Genomic DNA, 22,298 nt, shown 5'->3' with positions numbered 1-22,298 from the left:
GGGGAATGATGGCTCCGCGCGGCGCATCCCATCCGGCTCCTTCCGAGAATGACGGCATCGGCTTTTTCGGCAAGGTGCCGAGCCATGGCGATTTCGTCTCGACCGGCCTTGGCCGCCAGGCCGAGACCGAGCTCGTCAACTGGCTGCAATCGGGCCTGCAGGAAAGCGAGCAGACGCTCGGCACGCAATGGGAAAACCTGTTCCACGCCTCCCCGCCCTGGCGTTTCGTGATCGAGCGATCCCTGTGGGGGCATGCCACCATGGTCGGCATCCTGCTGCCGAGCCGGGACAGGGTCGGCCGCAGCTTCCCCCTGGTGATCGCGGCGCGGCTCGGCAATTATGAAGGTCCGGCGCGCCTTTTCTGCTTCGACGAGAGCTGGTTCACCGCCGCAGAAGCGATTGCCGAGACCTCCACGCTGCGCGATTTCGACATCACGGCCTTTCTCGGCGGTCTGAAGCGCCTGCGCCTGCCCCAGGCCCGGCCGGTGCCGCCACCACCGCCCGGCGCCGCCGATGGCCGCGTCTCGCTATGGTGGACCGTCGAGAGCGGCACGGGGCGGGCCAGCGGCTTCAAGACTCAAGGGCCCCCGCGTGCCGGCGATTTCGTGCGCCTGCTGAAAGGCGGCAACCCCACCGTCAAGCAGCCCTCCCGGCCACCTACATCGCCCCCTCCGGTCGAGAAAACCGAGATGGCTCCCCCGCGGGTGGAGGCACCTCCGCTGCCGGCATTGGCGATGGAGCGCGGCTATGCCACCCACGCCGGCACCCGCCTGTCGATCAATGCCGACGCTTTGCTGGTCTCCGACAATCCGCGCCTTTTCGCGGTCGCCGATGGGGTCGGCGACGGCAACGGCGCCGCGGAAGCGGCAAAGATCGTCACCAACACGCTGGCCCATGTCTCCCCGGCCGATATGCTCGAGACCCTGGTACAGGATGTCAAAGGCAAGCTCGGGCGGGCGCATAGCTTGGTGCAATCAATTCGCTTCCCCGGCGCGGTGGAGCCCCCGAGCGCCAGCGTCGTCAGCCTCGCCGTCGAGAACGGAGATTTCGCCGTGGTCTGGGCGGGCAATGCCCGCTGCTACCTGATGCGCGACGGCATGATGCGCTGCCTGACGCGTGACCATGTCGAGATCGGCTTGCGTTTCGCGCTCGCGCGCAGCATCGGTGCACCCCGCCAGCTGGTGCCCGAAATCGTCTATGACAGGGCACAGCGCGGTGATCGCTTTCTCCTCTGCAGCGCCGCGCTCGCGCGTGTCCTCGACGAGCGCACCATCGCCGCCACCATCGCCGAGCAGCCGGTGAAGGAGGCTGCCGCTGCCCTGGTCCAGGACGCTCTCATCGCCAATGTGCGTGAGAATGTCAGCGCCATCGTCGTCGCAGTCCAAGCCGCATGAGCGGGGAACCGCCACCGGAAGACCTGGAGGCGGTCGCCACTCGCTTCGCCGCCTTGTGGCAGGCCCTCAGCCGAAGCGGCGCAGGACCGCGTCCGCCCGCCGAGATCCGGCTGCTGGCCGACCGCGTGCGCGATGCGCTCGACCGGCGCATAGACCGGCTGGATGCGGCGGACCCGGGTTTCATCGCCAACAGCTTCGCCCAGGAAGCAAGGGCCCATGAGGGCGCACTCACCGAGATCCATCGGCTCCGCCATCGCGATCTCGGCACCCTCCACGCTCTCAAGACACTTCGACCCGACCAGGCCGACAATGTTGTCGCCCGCGATCTCCTGCTGCGCGAGGCCGGTTTCGGCGCCAGGCTGCGCCACCGCCATGTCGCCGCCGCCACGGCCGCCCTGCGGCTTGCCGACGGACGGCCCGCTTTGCTGATGGACTGGCTGCCCTTCAGCCTCTCGGAGCGCATGCAGAAAGCTCCATCCTGCTACGACGAGATCCTCGCGACCGCCGCCGCCCTGCTGTCGGGGCTGGAGGCGGTGCATGAAGCAGGACTGGTGCATGCCGATCTCGCGCCGGACAACCTGCTCTATGACGGCGAGGATCTCGCCACGCTGCGCATCGCCGATTTCGGGATCGCCCTGGAAGCCGGGCAGCGCCATGGTGATGTCGATCTGGCGAAGGCCGGCCGCGAGGGCTTCAGCGCCCCCGAACAGCAGGCCGGCGAGCCGCTCGACGGCCGGGCGGACCTCTATGCCTGCGGACGGATCCTGTCCATGCTGCTGGAAGGAGCTGCGGTTCCCACCGATGCACGAGATTTCCTGCAGGAATTCTCAGCACGACTGGTCCATCCCGACCCGGACGGGCGGCCGGCATCGGCAAGCATTGCCCTGGCGATGCTGCGAAGCGGCCGGATGGTTCCCTGAAGCCTTGCCTCGTCAGTGGGACGGCAGGTTCAGCGACACGCCCGGCGCCGGGGGCGGGCTGGAGGGGATGCCTCCCGTCGGCTGCGGCGCCGCCGCCGTCGGTACGCTCTTCTGGAACACGGTGAAGAGCTTGGCGAAATCGACCATGCCGGCATTGCTAGCGAAGAGCATGTCGCCGCTCTCCATCTGGACCTGCTGCATCATCAGGAGGCTGGAGGCATCCCTCATATTGATGCGGAAGATCACGGCGCGCGGCGGTGGCGGCGAGGCCATGGCTTCCGGGCAATTGGTGCGCGGCGGCATGGTGCCGTTGCCATAGGGCGAGGGCCGCACCAGCACGCAATCCTTGGTCGTCCAGTAATAGGCGCGCTTGCGGAACAGGTAGACGTAACGGGAATCGGCCCGGTCATCGAGCAGGCCGCCGCTACGCGCGATGGCCTGCGCCAAGGTGAGCTGGCCGGGTTCGAAATTGAACTCACCGGCGCTCTTGAACGCCCCCATCGCGGTGAAGCTCGGCGTGTTGCCCCCCAGGATGACCTGGTCGCCCGGCTGCAGATAGATGTTCTGCTTGGGGTCGGCCATCACCTGGTCGAGGCTCTGGTCGGCGCGCTGATTGCCGCGAATGACGGTCACCGTCGTCGCATTGGCAGGGCCGGTGGCGCCACCGGCTCTCGCCACCACATCGAGGATGCGCTCCTTGCCCGAAGCCATCGCCATGCGGCCGGCCGCACGCACGGCGCCGGAAACGGCAACCGCGCTGTTGGGCCGGTCGACGATGGTCACCACGGCCTGGGGATTGACGGAAGAGCCCTTGAGGCTGCCGACGATGCGTTTCTGCACCGCTTCCGGCGAGGAACCCGCTACGCGCTGCTTGCCGACGAAAGGAATGTCGATCGAGCCATTGTCATCGACGGTGAAGCGCCCAAGATCCAGCGTCTTGCTGTTGGTCGGCGAGAACAGGCCATCCTCGCCGGTATCCAGCACGGTGATCTGCAGGACGTCGCCGCGGCTGATCTGGGTGCCGGTATATCCGGCCGAACGCAGTTTCGCGAGACCCGGCGTGCCGACGAAGGACGAAACGCTTGCGCCCGGCCCCTGAGCCATCTGCGCGGCGTAGGTGATGTCGACGACCGGAACACGCTCATTCGTATAAGGCTGGCGCGCATTCAGGAAACTCCCGGCGCTCGGGCCGTCGGATGGACTGGAGCAGCTACCCAGCACGACAAGCAGGCCTACGCCCAGCAGCTTCCGCATTCCCAATCCTCATAACGAATCGTTAATCGCACAGATATCCAAATGCCACATTAAAGACAATATCTCTACGTCGGTGACGGAATAACGCCAAAGCTTAAACAAGCGGCAATCTATTCCGCGACGAGCCATTGTCATAAAGTTGTTACACTGTACTCAGTTACCCATGTAACAGCCGTAGAGCGTTGAGGCACCCGCCCCGCCATACTTCACGGAACAACGGCTATGCGCTTGCCGGAGACGGTATCATCATGACTTTCAGCGGAAAAGACACCGAGATGCTGCTTCGCGTACCAGTACGGCAGCATGGACATGCCGGCTGCACATGCGGCCAGCACCGCCAGGAGCGACGTCTGCGGCTTGCCGATCTAGGGATTGGGGTTCGGGAAAATCGACTGGTCGGAGTGGCAGGATTTGAACCTGCGACCCCTACGTCCCGAACGTAGTGCTCTACCAGGCTGAGCCACACTCCGTATCCAGTCGTGGGCGGCTCTATAGCGGGATCGTCGGCGAGCCGCAAGCAGGATATGCGCTTTTTTGGTGATGAATTTCGCTGCGCTTTTTTGTAGCCCTATCTTGCAGCCTCTGAGCGAACCGTTTATTGAGCCGCACCGATTGGGGCGTAGCCAAGTGGTAAGGCAGCGGATTTTGATTCCGCCATTCGGAGGTTCGAACCCTCCCGCCCCAGCCAGGTTTTTCCTGCCCGCCCGGATTTCCACGCCTCCCTCAGAGCCAACGCGCCCAGTCGGAAATTTGCGTTTCCGTGTTAGGCACGACGCCTTGCGGCCGCCCTTTTGTTTGCGCAGCATGGCGCAGCAAATCAATGCGATGGAGGCAAATGTGCGCATGACGATGGCAGCATTCCTGGCAGGCGCCCTTTGTCTCGGCAGCCTCCCGATTCCGCCGGCGCTGGCGACAGAAAAGCCTCCCGCCGACAAGGCGGCGCCGGCCGTCAAGCCCCCAGCGCCCGCCAAGCCGCATGCGCCCGTCAGCCAGGCGGTCGACTATGGCGACATGCGCTGCGGCTTCGCCGTACGCCGCCGCGATATCCTAGACAGCCAGATCATCGCCTGGGCGGGCGGCTATATCGAAGGCTATGCCAAGGCCAATCCCGGGCATTTCGGCAGCGGACGCTCCCTTGCCGATCTCACCGACCCGGTCGCCCTGCGCACCCATCTGCGCGGCTATTGCCTGAAGCACCGTGACAAGTCCCTCGAAACCGCCGTGCTCGCCATGGTGCCGCGCCCGCATGGCGGCGACAAACCCGCTGCGCCGGCGCAACACCCCGCCCCCCAATAGGCGGCTCAGCGCCGGATGAAACGCTCGACATAGTCAGGGCCCAGGCCGTTGGCGGCGTAATGGGCCCGACACATGTCGATCTTGGAGAAGACGTCCTCGAACCCCGTCACCTTGCCCCAGGGGTCGACATAGATCATGGCGCCGGTGATGTGGAACAGGGTGATCATCTCCTCGCAATCCTCCGGCACCACGAGGGTATGGGTCTCGCCGGGCGGCTCGAACACATAGGAGCCGGTCTCGGCCACCCAGTCATGCTCGAGATAGTGCCAGCGCCCCTTGAGGACATGGCCATGCACCGGCGCCGGATGGCGGTGGCGCGAGAGCACGCCGGATTTGCGCACGCGCAGCAGGTTGACCCAATAGCCCTGCCCGGCATGCAGGCAGAGGGGGCGGAACCAGACATTCTCCATCTGCGGCACCCAGACACGCTCGTCATCGGGCAGCACATGCGGCACCACGATCTCGAGGGCCGCTTCCGCGGGCATCGGCAGTTGATAGGGCATCCGGCTCTGGTCGAGCTTGCGGTCGGGCGCAGTCATGGCTTCATCCAATCAGATAGCCGCCGTCGACGGGCAGGATCGTGCCCGTGACGAAAGCGGCGGCGGGGGAACATAGGAACAGCACGGGCCCGACAAGATCCGCCGGCACGCCCCAGCGCCCAAGCGGCGTGCGCGCCAGGATGGGGCCGCTGCGGGCAGGGTCCTCGACCAGCGCCTTGGTGAGCGGCGTCTCGATCCAGCCTGGAGCAATCGCATTGACGCGAATGCGCTCGCCGGCCCAGGCGATGGCCAGCGATTTGGTGAGCTGGGCGATACCCCCCTTGCTGGCGCTGTAGGCTGGCACCAGGCCGCCGCCGAAGAAGGACAGCATGGAGGCGAGATTGACCACGGCACCGGCACCGGAGGCCGCCAGAGCGCTGCGGCAGGCGGCACACAGGCGCATGGTGCCGTTGAGATTGATGTCGACGACCTCCTCGAACGTCTCGGGCTCATGCTCGGCGCCCCGCCGGATGATGCCGGCGGCATTCACGAGCACGTCGAGCCGCTCGTAGCGCCCGGCCAGCGCGGCGACGGCAGCGCCGTCCCTCACGTCGAGCTCCACCGTCTCGATGCCGGGAGGAGCCGTCGCGCCCGGCAAGCCGGCCGCCACGACGCTGGCGCCGGCCTCGGCAAAACCCGCCGCGATGGCTGCTCCGATGCCGCTGGTGCCGCCACTGACCAGCACCTGCCTGTCCTTGAAATCGAATTGCATGATCCATTCACCGCGGTGCTCCGGCTGAGGCGGACACCTTGGAATGATCTGACAATACCCCCTGCCCGACGTCAATCCGGGTGCGACGATGAGAAACGGCCAAGAACGACACGATTTCTTCGATGCATCAGCAGGCAGGACCGCTGCATGTTACTTGACACCTTTGCTCAACTTGAATTTACTCAACGGCAATAAATAAAGGCGGCGTGATGACCGTGGCCTCGCCCAGCGCGCTTTGTGCTTTGATGGAATGATTTCCAATCGCAAAGACGTGTCGGACCAGTAAGTGAGAGCAAACAAGCGCTCATGCCTGAACGCATTTTGCTCCAGGCGGTAAGGGGGAGGGAAGCCATGGCGCCCGCGTCAATGGCGGAACGCGGATTGACCTCCGCGCGCATCCGTCACTACCACCACCGGATCGTGCTGCAGCGCCTGCGACGCCTGCGCGAGGCCTCCAAGGCCGATCTCGCCCGTGCCGCCAACCTTACCAACACGGCGATCGGCGAAATCGTCTCGGACCTGCAGGCCTTCGGACTGATTTCCGTGGTCGGCAAGCGCTATCACGGCCAGCGCGGCCAGCCGGCGACGCTGCTACGCCTGGAGCCGACCGGGGCCTATGGCATCGGCGTGCGCATTGACCGCAACCGCATCGAGACCGCCCTTGTCGATCTCGGCGGCCATCTCATTGACAAGCGTTCGCATGATTACCCCCTGCCCGCCCCGCAGGAGGCCCTGGCGGTGGTGGCGGCCGACGTCGCCGATCTCAAGGCCATCGCCGACGCCTTGTCTCCCGGGCGCGTGCTCGGCATCGGCCTGGCCCAGCCCTATAATCTCGGCGCCTGGCTCGACCGGCTGAATTTGGAAATCGACACGCTCTCGCTGTGGGAGGGCTACGATTTTGCCGCAGCCCTGCAGAGCTTGACCGGCCTCGACGTCCATGCCGAGAATGACGGCACCGCCGCCGCCATCGCCGAGCTCTTCTACGGCTTTGGCCGGGAATCCGATGATTTCGTCTATTTCTTCCTCGGGCCGGCGATCGGCGGCGGCGTGGTGCTGGGCGGCGATTATCGACGGGGGGCCCAGGGCAATGCCGGCGACGTCGCCATGCTGCCCGTGCCTCCCTCCCGCCTGCCTTCGGTGCCTCCGCCCAAAGGTCCCTATGATATCCTCCTCGCCCGTGCCTCCATTGCAGCCCTGATGCGCCATCTTGGCTGGCATGGTCGCAAGATCGTCGGGCCGCACGATCTGCCGGCCGCCATCGCCGCCAATCCGGCGGCACTGGAAGAATGGATTGCCGATTGCGTCGATGCCCTGGTCGGACCGGTCCTGTCGGCACAGGCCCTGCTCGACGTTCCCAATGTGGTCATTGACGGAGACCTCGGGCCCCCGATCATGCGGGAAATCGTTGCCCGCCTCGAAACGGCGCTTGCCGCCGCCATTCCCGAAGCGCGCAGCGCGCCGGTGCTGCGGCTGGGGACATTCGGCTCGATCGCCCACGCCCTGGGTGCGGCCAGCCTGCCGCTGTTCATCGACTTCGCGCCGCGGGCCACCCTGTCGGCCAGCGCACGGCCGATCGCCTCCTTGGGAGAGACCCGCCTGGCCTGATTTCCTCAATCTCGGGGTAATAAAACCAGGGAGCATAAAGGCAGACCCGTCATTGCGAGCGAAGCGAAGCAATCCAGGGCAGTAAACCCTGTGCCTTCAAGCTCCTGGATTGCTTCGCTTCGCTCGCAATGGCGGCGCTGGTGAGTCAAACCTTATGCAGGTTGGTATAATCAGCGCTTCTCTTCTTCCTTGAGCCAGTCGAGCCGCACGAGACCACTGCCTTCCTTGGCAAAAAGCGGTGCGAGATAGTCCCCCACGGCCCGCAATTCCTCGTCCAGCTTCCAGGGTGGGTTCACGATGATCATGCCGCAGCCATTGAGGCGATCGATGCGCTGCACGGCGTAGCGGCTGAGCTCGAAGCGCAGGATGCGGCTGGCGGGCAGTGCGGCCACCTTGCGCGCGAAACTCTCGACCTCGCGCATGCCCTTGATCGGATACCAGATGGCATAGATACCGGTGGCCCAGCGCCGCAGGGCCTGTGCCAACCCGTCCGCGATGGCCCGGAACTCGTTGTCCTCCTCGAAAGGCGGATCGATGAAGACCAGGCCGCGCCGCTCGGGCGGCGGCAGCAAGCCTGGCAGCAGGGCCCAGGCATCGCCCTCCATCACCTTGACCCGCTTGCCACGGGCGAAATTGCCCTTGAGCCGGCCGGCATCCTCGGGGTGCTTTTCGCAAAAAACCAGACGATCCTGATCCCGCGTCAGATCCGCGGCGAGCCAGGGCGAGCCCGGATAGAGCGGCGGGGACTGGGCCATCAGCCCCTGGCACAGGCCGTGCCAGGGCGCGATCAACTCGGCGACCCGCGCCGGTGGCGGATTTGCCGCCACCAAGCCGATGCCGTCCCGCCATTCGCCGGTGCGGCGGGCCTCGTCGGCTTCGAGACTGTAGAGCCCGGTACCGGCATGGGTGTCGATCACGCGGAAGGGCGTCTCCTTCGCCTTGAGAAGGGTCAGGATACGCGCCAGCACGATATGTTTGAGGACGTCGGCAAAATTGCCGGCGTGGAAGGCATGGCGATAGTTCATGATGCGTGATGCGGAACCTTCGATTTCGCTTTCCTGCCGATATAGCCTTCCCAGATCGCCACGACGAGCATGATGACGGTGGTGATGCCGCTGATCATGAGGAGATCGGTCATGAAGGCGAAAGGCACGGCAATGACCAGTGCCAGCAGGCCGACGACATGGGTGATCGGCACGCCGCCATAGATCAGGCGCTTATAGAGCGCATTGCCGACGAGATAGATCGCCGGCCCGCCGAAGATCACCGCCATGCCGCTGAAATCGACGTGATGGGCGGGATGCGCGATGGACAGATCGTTGCCGACGGCGGTGACGATCACACCCGCGATCAGCGCCACGTGCAGATAATGGGTATAGGCGGCGATCTGCCCGGGATCTTCGGATTCGACGATCGCTTCCGTGGCATCCTTGGTGCTGATGTCGAAATAGATCCACCACATGGCGATCGAACCGAGGAAGGCGACGAAGAAGGCGATCAGGCCGGGCGCATCCCAGGCCGTCGATTTGGCGAGAGTGGCGCCGGTGACCAGGACGGATTCGCCCAGCGCGACGATGACGAACAGCGCACAGCGCTCGACGATATGGCCGCCTTCCACCGTCCATTCCTTGCCGGGATCGGAGCGGCCGAGCCCGGGCAGCCAGAAGCCGAACCAGGGGGCGAAATATTCGCAGGCCACCGCGATGATCCACAGCACGATGCGGGTCTCGCCCTCGGCAAGGCCGCCGGCGATCCAGATGCAGGCCGCGATCAGGTTCCAGCCGATCATGCGCTGGAAATTGCGGGAAATCGGCGTCCCGGCACCCAGGCTGAGCACGGCGAAGGCCGTACGCCCGACCTGGATGGCCGCAAAGCAGATCGCGAAGATCAGCCCGCGTTCCCCGAAGGCTTCCGGCAAGGCTGCGGCCATCACGAGGCCCAACGCCATCAGCACGAACAGGCAGATGCGAACCGGTGTCTTCTCGGGATCGAACCAGTTGGTGAACCAGCAGGTATATTGCCACGCCAGCCAGACGGCGAACCACAGGACCAGGGTTTGCAGCGCCCCGCCCCAGGAAAGGTGCTCCAGAAGCGAATGGGAAAGCTGCGTCACCGTAAAGACATAGACGAGATCAAAGAAGAGTTCCGCATAGGAAACGCGGGCCTCATGACCATCGCGCTCACGTAGAAAACTGGAGGTGCCGCCCTGATGTGCTGCCATTGTACCTATTACCTCCGCCCAGCCCATATCGCCGGGAACCCGACGGAGTGGCAAGAGGGGAAATGGCAGCCCGGCAGCCTGGCAAGGAGAAGTCCACGGATCAGTCCTGATCGCCTAAAGCGTTTTGTGATTTCTCGGAATCACCGAGAATCGCAAAGACGCGTCGAAACAAACAGTTAGGGCAGACGAGCGTTCACGTGCGAACGCGCTTTGCTCTAGCCAGGCCCATATGACCGCCTCCGCCGGACGGCGGGGATGATCAGGCCAGCTACGGGATCGGCAGGACTTCGCGATCGATCCTCAAAGCGCGCATCCGGCTGGGCGGTTCGGCGAGATGAGTCGCTTTCGGCATGAACGGGCCATCGAAGCCCACTCGCGGGCGAAAAAAGCGAGCCTCGCATCTCATCCGGGAAATTGGATCAAAGCCGGATCACATAGCTCTTGCGCGTGGTTTCCACCACTTCCCAGCTGCCGGCAAAGCCCGGCTCGAGGATCATGGTGTCCCCGGGCCGCAATTCCACCGGCGCCCCGCCATCCGGCGTCACGATGGAGCGCCCTTCGAGCAGCGTGCAGCTCTCCCATTCCTCATAGACGATGCGCCAGCGCCCCGGGGTCGCCTCCCAGATGCCGCAAAAGGTCTTGCCGTCGGCGCTCTCATAGCTGTTCCAGGTGCGGAAGGCCGGATTGCCGGCTTCCAGCCGTTCGGGCTTGGGGGCGCCTGCCTCGGCCTCCCCTTCCCCCGTGCCTGCGAATTTGAGCCATAGAGCCATGTCGGTTCACCAAGACCAATGTCAGTTGAGCGCTGGTATCAGAATGTTTCGCGTCCGGCAGCCCTGGACCTGCAGTTGCGGCGGACAAGGCCGGAAATTGCGCAAATCCTTGCTCAGGCAGATGCGCAGTTCGGTGAGCACGCTGCCGCGCTCGCCACGGCCGCAGACGACCGTCATCATGTCGGGCCGCAGGCCGGGATTGGCCTGCGAGAAAGCCCGCTCGATCTCGAGCGGCGCGGCGCGGCTGTCCTGCGCAGGGCTGCGATAGGCGTCGGGAATGACCATCCGGCGATAGAGTGTCGCCATCGCCTCGAAATAGCGGGCGGGCGACAGGCCCGAGCAGGTGCCGTGCTTGCGCCATTCGTAACGGGCCAAGCCCTCCGAAGGCATCACGCCCCTGGTGGCGGCAAGATCGCGCCGCTGCACGAAGGCACCGGGATTGCATTCGGTGGGATAGTCGCGCTCGCCCTGAGGCCAGAGGCCATGCACGAGAAAGCCGAGGCGCGAACCGATACCGCACTGGTCGGGCTGCTTGGCCGTGCCGCCGGTGGCGCAGAAGCCCGGCGACCAGGTCAGGGCAAGCAGATAGAGGTCGAAATCGCCCGGCGCCCCGCCGCGGATTTCACGCGCGGCAAGGCTGCTGCTCGCCGCCATCATCAAAATGGCCGCGAGCAGGCAACGGATCACGGACGCGCCATCTTGCAGGCGGGCGCGTAGGCCAGATTATGGTCGGTGCCGTCGACGCACCATTCCACGCCCCAGCTCGCGCCGATCCAGCCGGTGTCCTCGGCGATCGAATAGGAGACGCGGCGATAATGGCCGTCATTGGTCAACACCCGCGCCACGCAGAAGCGACGCGGAATATAGCTCGGCCCCCAGGGCGAGAAGGCGACCTGGCGGTGGCGGTCGATCTGCTGGATCGCCAGGTTGGAGTGCCAGTACTTGGCCTCCTTGCGGGAAAAGCGCGCGGCGATCTCATCGGAGACAGCCTTGTCGGCGCAATGGGGCAGAATGCCGTCATAATTGGGCCCGGACAGCCAGAAATTCTTCTCCAGCGCCGAGGCGGCAAGAGCCGGCGCGCAGGATGCTGCCAGCAGGACGGCGGCAAGACCGGCAATACGCATGATGAGAATCCTTAAATCAGCAACCTGGCGAATCTGTCCGCGTGAAGGCCGCCCGTCAAGCGCCAAGCCGCAGGACCGAGTCGCAATCGGTCGGGTATGACGCGGCCCCATCTCCCCTCGCCGCCACTGTCACATTTCTGTCAGGAAACCCGGCTGTTTTGCAGCAGCCGTGAACCGGCTTAAACATGGGTTCATGAAACGGGGCGTTGATTCGGCCATGCAGAAATTCACCACCGCCCGCGAAGCTGTGCTGGCACTCCGCCCGGATGAGCCGGTCTATGGCTTCCGCCCGCAGGTCCTGGCGGCCGATGCGCGCGAATTCATGGCGCAATTCCCCGGCAAGACCGCCTATGCCGTCAAGACCAATGGCGAGCCGATGATCCTCAAGGTGCTGGCCGAGGCCGGCATCACTTCCTTCGACGTGGCCAGCCCCGCCGAATTCGAGGCGGCCCGGGCTGCCTCTCCCGAGTGCGAACTTCTTTATATGCATCCGGTCAAGGCGCAATCCCACATCCGGCTGGCGCTGGAAACCTACGGCATCCGCGAGCTTTCGCTCGACCATGAGGATGAAGTCGCCAAGATCCTGCGCATTGTGCGCGCCCTCGACATTCCGCCCGAGGAGATCACGCTGTTCCTGCGCCTGGCCACCAAGGGGGCGGCGGCCTACGAGCTCTCCAAGAAGTTCGGCGCCACGCCGACCCACGCCGTCGAACTGCTCGATCGCATGGCCGGCATCGGCTTCAAGACCGGCATCGCCTTCCATGTCGGCTCGCAGGTCGAGGATCCCGAGACCTATGAACGGGCGCTGGCCTCCGTCGCCTGGGTGCGTTCGCGCATCAAGGAAGATATCGTCAGCCTCGACATCGGCGGCGGCTTTCCCGCGCAATATGGCGTAGATCCCAAGAAGAAGGGCTCCAACCAGGGCACGCCGACGACCGAGGCGCTGATGCGCCAGATCCGCGCCGACATCGCCGACTGGAAGCTGGACGATCTGCCTCTGGTGGCCGAGCCCGGCCGCGTGATCGTGGCGCGCTGCCTGTCTGTGATGGTGCGCGTGCTGCTCAAGAAGGGCCAGCGCCTCTACATCAATGACGGTGTCTGGGCCTCGCTCTCCGATTCATGGACGGGCAAGCTGCTGCTGCCGACCCGCTTCATCCCCGACCCTGCCCGCAAGCGCCGCAACGGCTCGCCGGACAAGCTCCTGCCGTTCCGCATCTGCGGCGCGACCTGCGATTCCGTCGACATCCTGACGCGGCCCTTCTATCTGCCCGAGACGATCGACACCGGGGATTGGATCGAGATCGGCCATATCGGCGCCTATTCGCTCGGCCTGCGCACTCATTTCAACGGCTTCTTTCCCGACAGGTTCGTCGAACTCGAGACCCCGTTCGAGGAAGAGCCGGGCGTGAGCATTCCCATCGCGGCGGAGTAGCGATTTTCTTGTCCTGTTCTTTTATCGCCGGGCGTTGATCTGCACTTCGAAATCATTTGCTCGTGACGAGGACTGCCCCTAGCCTGGTGACGTAGTGGAATACACCACTTGTTGTATGCCTCGGGGGTTCTCTTGATCCGTCTTCTCGGTATTTTTGCTGTTTGCCTTGCTGTAGCTTCCTGTGCGGGACGCGTATCGCTTTCACCGGCCAGCGATGCCGGCTTGGCGTCGCGAGGTTGGGAGGAAGCTCGTAATTTGTCATATTACGTGCCGTCGGGCGTGCATCTCACCAAGGGGCTTGTCTGCCGGAGCGCGCGCTGCGGTGGGCCAGGCTTCGTGATGACCGGAACTGCTTCCCTGCCGAATGGCAGCGCACAGGGTTTCCGGGGCGTGATGGCCAACCGTTCCCTTACCGATGCCAAGCTCCTCCAGGCACTCCGGCTGCTTACCGAGGGCTCTCCGAACCTGGCGGGAATCGACGGCCACCTCATCGGCGCGCGTAAACAGGCCAATTCGGTCGTGCTGACGTTCTCCTTTGCCAAGAGCACGCCCCAAACGGGCCGCATCGTCGGACTGGCCCGCGCCGATGTCAGGGGAACCGACATGTCGGTCGTGGTGACCGGTGGTCCCACCATGGCCAGTGCGCGGCAGCGGTTGGGGCTGCTCCCCAATTAAAGGATCGCTCGCGCCAAGCCGCCATCAATGGGAATAGCCGAGCCGGTGACGTAGGAAGCAAGGTCACTGGCCAGGAAGGCGGCGACCGCGCCGAATTCGTCGGGTGTGCCATAGCGGCCGATCGGCACCTCGGCCTGGCTTTCCGCCGCGATCGTCTCGGCTGAGACGCCCCGCGCCTCGGCATCGAGGCGGTCGAGCACCCTGGTCCGGTCGGTATCGAGCCGGCCGGCCAGCAGGAGATTGACGGTGACGCCATCGGCGGCGACCTCGCCGGCCAGGCTCTTGGCCCATCCGGCCACTGCCGCCCGCAAAGCGTTCGAGGCCGTCAGCCCCTTGATCGGCTCGCGCACGCTCGTGGACGACACCACGAGAAGCCGCCCCCAACGCCGGGCCCGCATGCCGGGCAGGACGTGGGCGGTGATGCGCAGCCCTGTCATGAAAATGGCATCGAACTGCCGATGCCATCGGGCCGCGTCGGTATCATAGGCACCATAGGGCGGTGGCCCGCCGCCATTGAGCAGCAGAATATCCACACCGCCCCATTCACGATCGATCCGGGCGAGCATAAGCGAGACATCTGCGGGATCGTCGAGATCGGCGCGTATGCCGAAGGACGCTGGCGAAGCCACCAGTATATCGGTCAACGTTGCCTGCAGCGCCTCTTCGTCGCGCCCCACCAGACCGACGATCGCACCTTCCGCTGCCAAATGCGCGGCCACACCACGGCCGAGCCCCTTATTGCCGCCCAGTATCAGGGCCCGCTTGCCATCAACACCGAGATTCATGTGATTTTCCGATAACTTATGATTATTGCTGTCTATCGCACATGCACGATGGCATCGACTTCCACCGGTACGTTCAGGGGAAGCGCCGCCATTCCCAACGCAGAGCGGGCATGTTCGCCCCTCGTCCCCAGGATTTTGAGAAACAACTCGGAAGCGCCATTCCCCACCTGCGAGATCTGGCTAAATCCTGGCGCCGCATTGACATAGACGGTGACCTTGGCGATCCGGACAACCCGATCGAGATCCCCCCGCAATTCCCTGTCGAGCCAGAAGAGGGCATTGGCGGCGCAAAGTTCCGCCGCTTCGCGGGCCTCGTCGAGGCTCACGCCTTCGCCGACCTTGCCGATCACGGCAATGTCATCGCCCCGCTCCGGTATCTGGCCGGAGATGTAGAGGATATCGCCGACACGAACGCAGGGCGCAAATGGCAGATCGGCACGGGCGACATTCGGCGGAGTGAGGCCGATTTCATGAAAACGTTCGGCGAGCGTCGACAAGACTGCCTCCAATCCACGTGATGGGACAGGCTTGCCAAATCCGCCGGCCAAAAGGTACCTTGATAATGATAATATCAATATCAGGATAATTTATGGATCGGGACCTGGATCCCCACCTTCTGCGCGCATTACTTGCGGCTGCGGAAACCGGTACGATCAGCGCTGCGGCCGAACGCCTGTCCCGGACCCAGGCGGCGGTCAGCATGCAGTTGCAGCGCCTGGAGGGCGATCTCGGCGCCAGACTGCTCGACAGGACGCCGCGCGGCGTCTCGCTGACGCAAGCCGGCGAAACACTGGCGGCCTATGCCAGGCGCCTGCTCGCGTTGACCAGCGATGCGCGGCGACAGATCGAGGGCCGGCAATTGGCGGGCAGAGTCAGACTGGGCCTGGTCGAGGACCTGACAATGACGCAACTGCCGCTCGCACTCGCCGAGTTTCGGCAGCAGCATCCCAGGATCCAGCTCGATCTGATGACGGCCCACAGCCCCGAACTCGACGGCGCCGTCCGGGAAGGCCGCTGCGATATCGTCATCGGCGATCCCGGCCGTTTCGGCTCGGCGCCCCGGTTTCATTGGTCTCGGCGTCTGGTCTGGGGCGGAAGTCGCCTCATAGACCTGCCGGAATCCGCCCCCGTGCCGTTCGTCGCCTTCGAAGAGTCCTGCACCTGGCAGGATCGGACCGCCCTCGCCTTTGCCGAAGCCGGCATCGCCTGGACGATCGCCTGCCACGTCACCACCTTCGCGGCGCTGGTTGGCGCATTGCGTGCCGGTCTCGGCATCAGCCTGATGTTGCCGGAGACACTCCCTGCCGATTGCGAAGCCCTGGCACCCCGCTTTCGCCTGCCGCCACCGCCCAGCGCCCATTTCGGCCTGTTCCTGGGCCAGGAGGCGAGCACACCAACGCAACAGCTCGCGGCATTCCTGCGAGAGAGGCTGGTTGCCTGAGTTTCAAAGGGACCGGCCGCGTGCATCCGGTCCCGTAGCAGTTCCTCTCCTCAATGATGAACGTGCAGGCATTTGTCGTGGTCGGCTAGGATCTCGATGACGCGGCATTCGTCGACCCGACCGTGCCGGCAGCCTTCGGCCATGCGCTGCAGTTCCGCCTTCAAGGCTTGCAGGCTGGCAATGCGCTGCTCCACCTCGGCGAGACGGGCCCGGGCGATGGCATCGGCCACCGCGCAGGACTGGCCGGGATTGTCCTGCAGATCGAGCAGGGTACGGATCGCCTCGACCTCGAAGCCGAGTTCGCGCGCATGGCGGATGAAAGCGAGCCTGCGCACATCGGCCGCCTCGTAGAGACGCCGATTGCCGTCCGTGCGCGGCGGCGCCGGCAACAGGCCGACCTGCTCGTAGTAACGGATGGTCGGCACCTTGACGCCGCTGCGCTTGGCGGCTTCGCCGATCGCCACGCCTGAAAGCTTCATTTTTCCGCTTGCTCCTCTAGCCACTAGAGGATGTAGTTGCCTTCGCAGAAGATGCAACCCATTCGAAATGCGAGACTCGAAATGGCTATCGCTGCGACCCAGACCCGTTACCGCGTGGAGGGCATGGACTGCGCCTCCTGCGCCAGCAAGATCGACAAGGCCGTGCGCGGCGTCACCGGCGTGGAGGACGTCTCGGTCTCGGTGACCGCGGGTACGATGACGGTCAAGCATGGCGGCGGCCAGGATCTTGGCGTCGTCGAGGACAGGGTTCGCCGCCTCGGCTACAAGGTTTCGCCCCTGACCGCTGCGACGCCGCCGGCCGGTGCCGCCGAGCCCGCGCACGATCACGAGCACGACCACGATCATGGCGCCTGCGGCGGCCATGACCATGGCCACGCCGGGCATGGGCACGAGCATGGCAACCATGATCATGGCACCCAGGGCGAGGCTCCGGCCCTTGCGGGCCTGCACGGCCATGATCATGGTCCCTCCTCCGGACCCTGGTGGCGCTCGGGCAAGGGCGTCCTGACCATCGCCGCCGGCATCGCGCTGGTAGCCGCCTATGGCATCGGCCACCTCTTGCCTGCGATCGCGGTCTGGGCGTTCGACATCGCCATGCTGGTCGGCCTCATTCCGATCGCGCGGCGCGCTCTGGTGGCAGCCCGCTACGGCATGCCCTTCACCATCGAGATGCTGATGACCATCGCCGCCGTCGGCGCGGTGATCATCGGGGCCGCCGAGGAAGGCGCCGCCGTGGTCTTCCTTTTCCTGGTCGGCGAATTGCTGGAGGGCGTTGCCGCCGGCAAGGCGCGCGCCAGCATCCAGTCCCTCGCCAGCCTGGTGCCCAAGACCGCTCTTCTCGAAGAAGAGGGACGCACCAAGGAAGTGCCGGCCGATAGTCTCGCCGTCAGCGCCGTGATCCTGGTGCGGCCGGGCGACCGCATTCCCGCCGATGGCGTCATCGTCTCGGGCGAGAGCGCCATAGACGAGGCGCCTGTGACCGGCGAGAGCACGCCCAAGCGCAAGGAGACCGACGACAATGTCTTCGCCGGCACCGTCAATGGTGATGGCGCGCTGCGCATCCGGGTGACGGCCGCCGCCGCCGACAACACCATCGCGCGGGTGATCAAGCTGGTCGAGGAAGCCCAGGAGAGCAAGGCGCCGACCGAGCGCTTCATCGACCGTTTCTCGCGCTATTATACGCCGGGCGTCGTGCTCGTGGCCGCCCTGGTGGCGGTGCTGCCACCGTTCGTCGGCGGCGCTTCCTGGAACGAGTGGATCTACAAGGGCCTGGCGATCCTCTTGATCGGCTGCCCCTGCGCCCTGGTCATTTCGACGCCGGCCGCCATCGCCGCCTCGCTTTCGGCCGGCGCGCGCCGCGGCCTGCTGATGAAGGGCGGCGCCGTGCTTGAAACCGTAGGCAAGATCACCGCCGCCGCCTTCGACAAGACCGGCACCCTCACCGAGGGCAAGCCCATGGTGACCGATATCGTGCCGCTCGGGCGCGACGAAACTGAGGTGCTGCGGCTGGCCGCGGCCCTGGAGGCCGGCTCCAGCCATCCGCTGGCCACCGCCATCCTCGGCAAGGCGGCCGAACGCAATATCCCCGCTCCCGTCGCCACGGATTCCAAGGCGCTTGGCGGCAAGGGCGTGACCGGCAGCGTCGACGGTATTGCCCTGTTCCTCGGCTCGCCCAAGGCGGCAGCAAGCCAGGCAGCGCTTCCGGCCGAGATCACGACCCGCATCGAAGCCCTCAACCAGGAAGGCAAGACCGTCTCGGTGCTGCTGGCGGGCGGCATCCCGGCCGGGTTGATCGCCATGCGCGACGAGCCGCGCGAGGACGCCATCGCCGGGCTGTCGGCCCTGCGTGCGGCCGGCGTGCGCACCCTGATGCTCACGGGCGACAATGCCCGCACCGCCCAGGCGATCGGGCACAAGCTCGGGTTGGAGGTGCATGCCGAATTGCTGCCGCAGGACAAGCAGCGCATCGTCAACGAACTCAAGGCCCAGGGGCTGACGGTGGCCAAGATCGGCGACGGCATCAATGACGCCCCGGCCCTGGCGGCCGCCGATATCGGCATCGCCATGGGCGGCGGCACCGACGTCGCCCTGGAAACGGCCGACGCCGCCGTGCTGCATGGGCGCGTCAGCGACGTGGCCGGCATGGTCGCGCTGTCGCGCCGCACCATGACGAACATTCACCAGAACATCGCGATGGCACTCGGATTGAAGGCGGTATTCCTGGTCACCACGATTGCCGGCATCACCGGCCTGTGGCCGGCCATCCTTGCCGATACCGGTGCGACCGTGCTGGTCACCATGAACGCCCTCCGCCTGCTGCGGGCAAAGATCGGCTGAGACAGAGCGCAGTCTTTTCGGGTCGCGCGTCACCCTCATCCGGTTGCCGCCACCTTCTCCCGCAAGGGGAGAAGGGATTTGATCGGCAGGGGCCGATCTCAATCGCAATGTGCTGAGCACCGCTGCGCTCGCCAAACAAAACCCCTTCTCCCCTTGCGGGAGAAGGTCCCGGCAGGGGAATGAGGGGTCTTGCACCTCGCCAGATACAGTCTCCACAAGACTTGACCTCTCTCGCCAACGATCGTATATAGCCATTAGGTTAATTAACTACATGGCTATATACGATGCCCGACCATCTCAGCGACACCTTCTCGGCCCTGGCGGACCCCACCCGCAGGGCCATCCTGGCCCGGCTCGCCCAGGGCGAAGCGACCGTCATGCAATTGTCGGAGCCCTTCACGCTGACCCAGCCCGCCATCTCCAAACATCTCAAGGTCCTGGAAAAGGCCGGCCTGATCACGCGCAGCCGCTCGGCGCAATGGCGTCCCTGCCGGCTGGATCCGGGCCCGCTGCGGGAAGCCTTCGACTGGGTCCAGCATTACCGCCGCTTCTGGGACGACAGTTTCGACCGTCTCGACGACTATCTCGCCGAGCTCCAGGCCCGAGGAAACGACAAGGACGACAAGCATGACTAGCACGACCAACGCCGCCCCGGCGGCCGGCGAGCACGAGCTCGTCATCACCCGCCTGTTCAAGGCGCCGCGCGAACTGGTGTTCAGAGCCTGGACCGAACCGCAGCACCTCAGCCGGTGGCCCGGTCCCAAGGGCTTCACCGCGACCTCGGACGCCTTCGATTGCAGTCCAGGCGGCTTCTACCGCACCTGCCTGCATGCGCCCGACGGCACCGACCATTGGGTCCGCGGCACCTATCTGACGGTCGAGCCGCCCGCTCGCCTCGTCTTCACCCATGCCTGGGAGGACCACAGAGGCAATCCCGGCCCCGAAACCATCGTGACCGTCACCTTCGAGGACAAGGACGGCCAGACCTTGATGCGCTTCCACCAAGCTGTCTTCACCACCCTCGCTTCACGGGACGGCCATGGCGAAGGCTGGAATCAGAGCTTTGACCGGCTCGAAACCTATCTCACGGAAATCGCGCCCTGACATTCACTCACAACGAGGCTCGCCATGCGCAGGCTCAAACTGGAAATGCAGATATCCGCCGACGGCTTCAGCTCCAGCCATGACGGCAACAATGACTGGATGGTGTGGAACTGGGGGCCTGACTGGGGCTGGGACATCGAGCTCAGGCGCTATCACGAAGAGCTGACCTCTTCCTCCGATTGCATCCTGCTCAGCCGCATGATGGCCGAGGAAGGCTTTCACCAGCATTGGCAAACGGTTGCGGAGGATTCCGCCAGCCCCCAGTCAAGTTTCGCCAGGGCGATCGGCGACATGCGCAAGATCGTCTTCAGCCGAACCCTCAAGCAATCGCGTTGGCCCAATACCGAGATTGCCGGATCGGCCCTCGCCGAGGAGGTCGACCGCCTCAAGCGCGAACCCGGAAAGGACATCATCGTCTATGGCGGCCCCATCCTGGTCTCGTCCCTGGTGGAGGCCGGGCTGATCGACGAGTTCCATTTCATCGTCAATCCGGCCCTGCTCGGCAGCGGCAAGGCCATGCTCGGCGAACTTCACAGAACCACACGGCTCAGGCTGGTCGACGCCCGCCCCTTCTCCTGCGGTGTCGCCGTGCTGCATTACGCCAGAGCCTAGAGCAAGGCGCGTTCAAGCGTGAACGCCTATTTGCTCTATCTCTTTGTTTCGACGCGTCTTTGCGCTTCTGGGTAACTCCGTCCAATCGCAAAACGCTATAGAACTCAGCATCGATCCAGGATCCGGAAAACACGCAGGCTCGCGCCCTCCACGCTGCCACGAATGATCAGGCATGTCCGTCGCTGCCAGGCGCGACGGATCACGGCAGCATCGCCAGGCCGGGCCTGAAGCCTGGGTAACGGCCCGCGATAGAGCGGATGCGGCGTATCCAAGGCGTCGACCGGCCTGATCGCCATCTCGCCCCAGGGACAGGGGGCACGAAAGCACATGATCTGGAGCGGAGCCAGGCGCAGCGTCTGCGGTCCGGCCTGCGCGGCGGCGGCGCCCGACGCAGAAGCACCAGCGAACATCAGGGCTGCGATCATGGCCAAAGCCCTGGATCCAGATGCCCTCATCGCTCGCCTCCCTTTTGGACGTTGCCTCTTCATCCATTCCAGCATGGGCTGGCGCCCCCGGCTGTTGCCATGGCAACAGCCCGTTCCCTTAGAGCCGCGGCGCCGAAACGCAAAAGGCAGGCCATCGGGCCTGCCTCTCCATGTCCTTAGGCCCCGACGAAGGTCAGGCCGCGGCCGAGTGGCTCTCCGGGCGCACCGCCCGGTTGAAGTCCTCGATCAGCGTGCGGGTGATGGTCCCCGGCGTATAGCGATGCTCGAGGATCTCGGAGACAGGCGTGATCTCGGCCGCCGTGCCGGTGAGGAAGCATTCGCTGAAGCTGCCGAGTTCGTCCGGCATGATACGCCGTTCGATCACATCCAGTCCGCGGGCCTTGGCCAGGTCGATCGCCGTGCGGCGGGTGATGCCGTCGAGGAAGCAATCGGCGATCGGCGTGTGGATCTTGCCGTCCTGGATGAAGAAGACATTGGCGCCGGTGCATTCGGCCACACGACCCTGCCAGTCATACATCAGCGCATCGGCATAGCCGCGACGCTCGGCGCGATGCTTGGAAATGGTGCAGATCATATAGAGCCCGGCCGCCTTCGACAGGGAGGGCGCGGTCTTCGGATCGGGCCGGCGATATTCGGCCACGTCGAGGCGGATGCCTTTCATCTTGGTCGCCATGTCGAACATGCTCGGCCATTCCCAGACGGCGATGGCGGTGTGGATGGTGGCATGCTGGGCGGCCACGGCCATCATCTCCGAGCCACGCCAGGCAACCGGCCTGACATAGGCGTCCTTCAGGCCGTTCTTGTCGAGCACGGCCTGCTTGGCAGCATCGAGTTCCTCGACCGAATAGGGAATGGCGAAGTCGAGAATCTCGGCCGAACGGCGGAAACGCGCGGAATGCTCGGAGGACTTGAAGATCTTGCCGCCATAGGAGCGCTCGCCCTCGAAGACGGCACCGCCATAATGCAGCCCGTGCGATAGGACATGAAGCTTGGCATCGCCCCAGGCCAACATCTGGCCGTCCAGCCAGATAAAGCCATCGCGTTGATCGAAGGGCAACATCGACATGACAAATCCTCCAGCGCTTCGCGCTTCCTGGAGCAAAGCGCGTTTTGGCGAAAACGCTTGTTTGC

The 22,298-nt window shown here is 64.9% G+C and carries 24 protein-coding genes and 2 tRNA genes; 12 read left to right on the top strand and 14 right to left on the bottom strand.

All coding sequences use genetic code 11. The annotated features are described in order from the left end of the window. Window positions 1–5 precede the first annotated feature (5 nt). Both tagF and J8I29_RS02900 read left to right on the top strand, forming a co-directional pair. The gene (gene tagF, locus J8I29_RS02905; protein WP_245196558.1) at window positions 6–1,394 is read left to right on the top strand and encodes a type VI secretion system-associated protein TagF; all 1,389 of its coding nucleotides are present in this window, start codon (window positions 6–8) and stop codon (window positions 1,392–1,394) included. After that, the gene (locus J8I29_RS02900; RefSeq protein ID WP_209430546.1) at window positions 1,391–2,314 is read left to right on the top strand and encodes a protein kinase; all 924 of its coding nucleotides are present in this window, start codon (window positions 1,391–1,393) and stop codon (window positions 2,312–2,314) included. The genes tagF and J8I29_RS02900 overlap by 4 nt, the downstream gene beginning before the upstream one ends. A 12-nt stretch (window positions 2,315–2,326) precedes the next feature. On the opposite strand, the gene J8I29_RS02895 is transcribed toward J8I29_RS02900, so the two are convergent. Both J8I29_RS02895 and J8I29_RS02890 read right to left on the bottom strand, forming a co-directional pair. Further along, window positions 2,327–3,568, bottom strand: a complete 1,242-nt coding sequence (locus J8I29_RS02895; RefSeq protein ID WP_209430545.1) for a polysaccharide biosynthesis/export family protein — start codon at window positions 3,566–3,568, stop codon at window positions 2,327–2,329. 393 nt (window positions 3,569–3,961) lie between these two features. Then, a tRNA-Pro gene (locus J8I29_RS02890) sits at window positions 3,962–4,038 on the bottom strand. Between the two features lie 143 nt (window positions 4,039–4,181). Between J8I29_RS02890 and J8I29_RS02885 the strand changes: the two genes are divergently transcribed. Both J8I29_RS02885 and J8I29_RS02880 read left to right on the top strand, forming a co-directional pair. Continuing rightward, a tRNA-Gln gene (locus tag J8I29_RS02885) sits at window positions 4,182–4,256 on the top strand. Between the two features lie 155 nt (window positions 4,257–4,411). Then, entirely contained in the window at window positions 4,412–4,864 is a 453-nt protein-coding gene (locus tag J8I29_RS02880; RefSeq protein WP_209430544.1) for a hypothetical protein, read from the top strand. A 5-nt stretch (window positions 4,865–4,869) separates the two neighbouring features. Here the strand turns inward: J8I29_RS02880 and J8I29_RS02875 are convergent, their stop codons facing one another. Both J8I29_RS02875 and J8I29_RS02870 read right to left on the bottom strand, forming a co-directional pair. Beyond that, window positions 4,870–5,403 carry a 2,4'-dihydroxyacetophenone dioxygenase family protein gene (locus tag J8I29_RS02875; protein WP_209430543.1) on the bottom strand — a complete coding sequence of 178 codons (534 nt, stop codon included), beginning with the start codon at window positions 5,401–5,403 and terminating at the stop codon, window positions 4,870–4,872. Between the two features lie 4 nt (window positions 5,404–5,407). After that, entirely contained in the window at window positions 5,408–6,115 is a 708-nt protein-coding gene (locus J8I29_RS02870; protein WP_105861659.1) for an SDR family oxidoreductase, read from the bottom strand. Between the two features lie 351 nt (window positions 6,116–6,466). Here J8I29_RS02870 and J8I29_RS02865 point away from each other — a divergent pair, with 351 nt between their 5' ends. Next, window positions 6,467–7,720, top strand: coding sequence for an ROK family protein (locus tag J8I29_RS02865; protein ID WP_245196557.1), 1,254 nt, complete (start codon window positions 6,467–6,469; stop codon window positions 7,718–7,720). Between the two features lie 170 nt (window positions 7,721–7,890). On the opposite strand, the gene rlmJ is transcribed toward J8I29_RS02865, so the two are convergent. The 5 genes from rlmJ to J8I29_RS02840 all read right to left on the bottom strand — a co-directional run bounded on the left by rlmJ (window position 7,891) and on the right by J8I29_RS02840 (window position 11,835). Then, a complete protein-coding gene (rlmJ, locus tag J8I29_RS02860; RefSeq protein WP_209430542.1) occupies window positions 7,891–8,745 on the bottom strand; it encodes a 23S rRNA (adenine(2030)-N(6))-methyltransferase RlmJ in 855 nt (284 codons plus the stop codon). Then, window positions 8,742–9,941, bottom strand: a complete 1,200-nt coding sequence (locus J8I29_RS02855) for a low temperature requirement protein A (protein ID WP_209430541.1) — start codon at window positions 9,939–9,941, stop codon at window positions 8,742–8,744. Before J8I29_RS02855 ends, rlmJ begins: the two co-directional genes overlap by 4 nt. 419 nt (window positions 9,942–10,360) lie before the next feature. Further along, window positions 10,361–10,711, bottom strand: coding sequence for a cupin domain-containing protein (locus J8I29_RS02850; protein WP_209430540.1), 351 nt, complete (start codon window positions 10,709–10,711; stop codon window positions 10,361–10,363). A gap of 21 nt (window positions 10,712–10,732) precedes the next feature. Further along, window positions 10,733–11,398 (bottom strand): ribonuclease T2, encoded by a 666-nt coding sequence (locus J8I29_RS02845; protein WP_348535971.1) that lies wholly within the window; start codon window positions 11,396–11,398, stop codon window positions 10,733–10,735. Next, complete coding sequence (locus J8I29_RS02840) at window positions 11,395–11,835, bottom strand: hypothetical protein (RefSeq protein ID WP_105861654.1); 441 nt, start codon at window positions 11,833–11,835, stop codon at window positions 11,395–11,397. The genes J8I29_RS02845 and J8I29_RS02840 overlap by 4 nt, the downstream gene beginning before the upstream one ends. A 217-nt stretch (window positions 11,836–12,052) precedes the next feature. Here J8I29_RS02840 and J8I29_RS02835 point away from each other — a divergent pair, with 217 nt between their 5' ends. Both J8I29_RS02835 and J8I29_RS02830 read left to right on the top strand, forming a co-directional pair. Then, entirely contained in the window at window positions 12,053–13,267 is a 1,215-nt protein-coding gene (locus tag J8I29_RS02835) for an ornithine decarboxylase (protein ID WP_105861653.1), read from the top strand. A gap of 255 nt (window positions 13,268–13,522) precedes the next feature. After that, window positions 13,523–13,942 carry a hypothetical protein gene (locus J8I29_RS02830; RefSeq protein ID WP_209430539.1) on the top strand — a complete coding sequence of 140 codons (420 nt, stop codon included), beginning with the start codon at window positions 13,523–13,525 and terminating at the stop codon, window positions 13,940–13,942. Here the strand turns inward: J8I29_RS02830 and J8I29_RS02825 are convergent. Together J8I29_RS02825 and J8I29_RS02820 are read right to left on the bottom strand one after the other, a co-directional pair. After that, window positions 13,939–14,727, bottom strand: a complete 789-nt coding sequence (locus J8I29_RS02825) for an SDR family oxidoreductase (RefSeq protein WP_209430538.1) — start codon at window positions 14,725–14,727, stop codon at window positions 13,939–13,941. The genes J8I29_RS02830 and J8I29_RS02825 overlap by 4 nt on opposite strands. A gap of 32 nt (window positions 14,728–14,759) precedes the next feature. Beyond that, window positions 14,760–15,224, bottom strand: coding sequence for a RidA family protein (locus tag J8I29_RS02820; protein WP_209430537.1), 465 nt, complete (start codon window positions 15,222–15,224; stop codon window positions 14,760–14,762). A gap of 92 nt (window positions 15,225–15,316) precedes the next feature. Here J8I29_RS02820 and J8I29_RS02815 point away from each other — a divergent pair, with 92 nt between their 5' ends. Continuing rightward, window positions 15,317–16,168, top strand: a complete 852-nt coding sequence (locus tag J8I29_RS02815) for a LysR family transcriptional regulator (RefSeq protein WP_209430536.1) — start codon at window positions 15,317–15,319, stop codon at window positions 16,166–16,168. Window positions 16,169–16,218: 50 nt separating this feature from the next. Here the strand turns inward: J8I29_RS02815 and J8I29_RS02810 are convergent, their stop codons facing one another. Next, entirely contained in the window at window positions 16,219–16,647 is a 429-nt protein-coding gene (locus J8I29_RS02810) for a helix-turn-helix domain-containing protein (protein WP_209430535.1), read from the bottom strand. Window positions 16,648–16,728: 81 nt separating this feature from the next. On the opposite strand from J8I29_RS02810, the gene J8I29_RS02805 reads away from it, so the two are divergent. The 4 genes from J8I29_RS02805 (at window position 16,729) to J8I29_RS02790 (ending at window position 20,721) form a co-directional block, all read left to right on the top strand. Then, on the top strand, window positions 16,729–19,005 hold the full coding sequence (locus J8I29_RS02805; RefSeq protein WP_209430534.1) for a heavy metal translocating P-type ATPase: 2,277 nt from the start codon (window positions 16,729–16,731) through the stop codon (window positions 19,003–19,005). 284 nt (window positions 19,006–19,289) lie between these two features. Continuing rightward, on the top strand, window positions 19,290–19,640 hold the full coding sequence (locus tag J8I29_RS02800) for a metalloregulator ArsR/SmtB family transcription factor (protein ID WP_105861649.1): 351 nt from the start codon (window positions 19,290–19,292) through the stop codon (window positions 19,638–19,640). Continuing rightward, the gene (locus tag J8I29_RS02795; protein ID WP_209430533.1) at window positions 19,633–20,109 is read left to right on the top strand and encodes an SRPBCC domain-containing protein; all 477 of its coding nucleotides are present in this window, start codon (window positions 19,633–19,635) and stop codon (window positions 20,107–20,109) included. Before J8I29_RS02800 ends, J8I29_RS02795 begins: the two co-directional genes overlap by 8 nt. Window positions 20,110–20,133: 24 nt before the next feature. Beyond that, on the top strand, window positions 20,134–20,721 hold the full coding sequence (locus tag J8I29_RS02790) for a dihydrofolate reductase family protein (RefSeq protein ID WP_105861647.1): 588 nt from the start codon (window positions 20,134–20,136) through the stop codon (window positions 20,719–20,721). Between the two features lie 104 nt (window positions 20,722–20,825). Here the strand turns inward: J8I29_RS02790 and J8I29_RS02785 are convergent, their stop codons facing one another. Beyond that, a complete protein-coding gene (locus J8I29_RS02785) occupies window positions 20,826–21,176 on the bottom strand; it encodes a hypothetical protein (protein WP_146126866.1) in 351 nt (116 codons plus the stop codon). A gap of 163 nt (window positions 21,177–21,339) precedes the next feature. Continuing rightward, a complete protein-coding gene (locus tag J8I29_RS02780) occupies window positions 21,340–22,233 on the bottom strand; it encodes a branched-chain amino acid aminotransferase (protein ID WP_105861645.1) in 894 nt (297 codons plus the stop codon). Between the last annotated feature and the right edge of the window lie 65 nt (window positions 22,234–22,298).

It is taken from the genome of Labrys sp. LIt4, from assembly GCF_017813775.1.
Classification (GTDB): Bacteria; Pseudomonadota; Alphaproteobacteria; order Rhizobiales; family Labraceae; genus Labrys; species Labrys okinawensis_A.
This window is presented reverse-complemented; position numbering and strand designations above follow the sequence as displayed.

What these genes read in the sequence shown, in the direction of transcription:
- tagF (WP_245196558.1), top strand. Translation starts at nt 6, where the DNA reads ATGATGGCTCCGCGCGGCGCATCCCATCCGGCTCCTTCCGAGAATGAC.
- J8I29_RS02900 (WP_209430546.1), top strand. Translation starts at nt 1,391, where the DNA reads ATGAGCGGGGAACCGCCACCGGAAGACCTGGAGGCGGTCGCCACTCGC.
- J8I29_RS02895 (WP_209430545.1), bottom strand. Translation starts at nt 3,568, where the DNA reads ATGCGGAAGCTGCTGGGCGTAGGCCTGCTTGTCGTGCTGGGTAGCTGC.
- J8I29_RS02880 (WP_209430544.1), top strand. Translation starts at nt 4,412, where the DNA reads ATGACGATGGCAGCATTCCTGGCAGGCGCCCTTTGTCTCGGCAGCCTC.
- J8I29_RS02875 (WP_209430543.1), bottom strand. Translation starts at nt 5,403, where the DNA reads ATGACTGCGCCCGACCGCAAGCTCGACCAGAGCCGGATGCCCTATCAA.
- J8I29_RS02870 (WP_105861659.1), bottom strand. Translation starts at nt 6,115, where the DNA reads ATGCAATTCGATTTCAAGGACAGGCAGGTGCTGGTCAGTGGCGGCACC.
- J8I29_RS02865 (WP_245196557.1), top strand. Translation starts at nt 6,467, where the DNA reads ATGGCGCCCGCGTCAATGGCGGAACGCGGATTGACCTCCGCGCGCATC.
- rlmJ (WP_209430542.1), bottom strand. Translation starts at nt 8,745, where the DNA reads ATGAACTATCGCCATGCCTTCCACGCCGGCAATTTTGCCGACGTCCTC.
- J8I29_RS02855 (WP_209430541.1), bottom strand. Translation starts at nt 9,941, where the DNA reads ATGGCAGCACATCAGGGCGGCACCTCCAGTTTTCTACGTGAGCGCGAT.
- J8I29_RS02850 (WP_209430540.1), bottom strand. Translation starts at nt 10,711, where the DNA reads ATGGCTCTATGGCTCAAATTCGCAGGCACGGGGGAAGGGGAGGCCGAG.
- J8I29_RS02840 (WP_105861654.1), bottom strand. Translation starts at nt 11,835, where the DNA reads ATGCGTATTGCCGGTCTTGCCGCCGTCCTGCTGGCAGCATCCTGCGCG.
- J8I29_RS02835 (WP_105861653.1), top strand. Translation starts at nt 12,053, where the DNA reads ATGCAGAAATTCACCACCGCCCGCGAAGCTGTGCTGGCACTCCGCCCG.
- J8I29_RS02825 (WP_209430538.1), bottom strand. Translation starts at nt 14,727, where the DNA reads ATGAATCTCGGTGTTGATGGCAAGCGGGCCCTGATACTGGGCGGCAAT.
- J8I29_RS02815 (WP_209430536.1), top strand. Translation starts at nt 15,317, where the DNA reads ATGGATCGGGACCTGGATCCCCACCTTCTGCGCGCATTACTTGCGGCT.
- J8I29_RS02810 (WP_209430535.1), bottom strand. Translation starts at nt 16,647, where the DNA reads ATGAAGCTTTCAGGCGTGGCGATCGGCGAAGCCGCCAAGCGCAGCGGC.
- J8I29_RS02805 (WP_209430534.1), top strand. Translation starts at nt 16,729, where the DNA reads ATGGCTATCGCTGCGACCCAGACCCGTTACCGCGTGGAGGGCATGGAC.
- J8I29_RS02800 (WP_105861649.1), top strand. Translation starts at nt 19,290, where the DNA reads ATGCCCGACCATCTCAGCGACACCTTCTCGGCCCTGGCGGACCCCACC.
- J8I29_RS02795 (WP_209430533.1), top strand. Translation starts at nt 19,633, where the DNA reads ATGACTAGCACGACCAACGCCGCCCCGGCGGCCGGCGAGCACGAGCTC.
- J8I29_RS02790 (WP_105861647.1), top strand. Translation starts at nt 20,134, where the DNA reads ATGCGCAGGCTCAAACTGGAAATGCAGATATCCGCCGACGGCTTCAGC.
- J8I29_RS02785 (WP_146126866.1), bottom strand. Translation starts at nt 21,176, where the DNA reads ATGAGGGCATCTGGATCCAGGGCTTTGGCCATGATCGCAGCCCTGATG.
- J8I29_RS02780 (WP_105861645.1), bottom strand. Translation starts at nt 22,233, where the DNA reads ATGTCGATGTTGCCCTTCGATCAACGCGATGGCTTTATCTGGCTGGAC.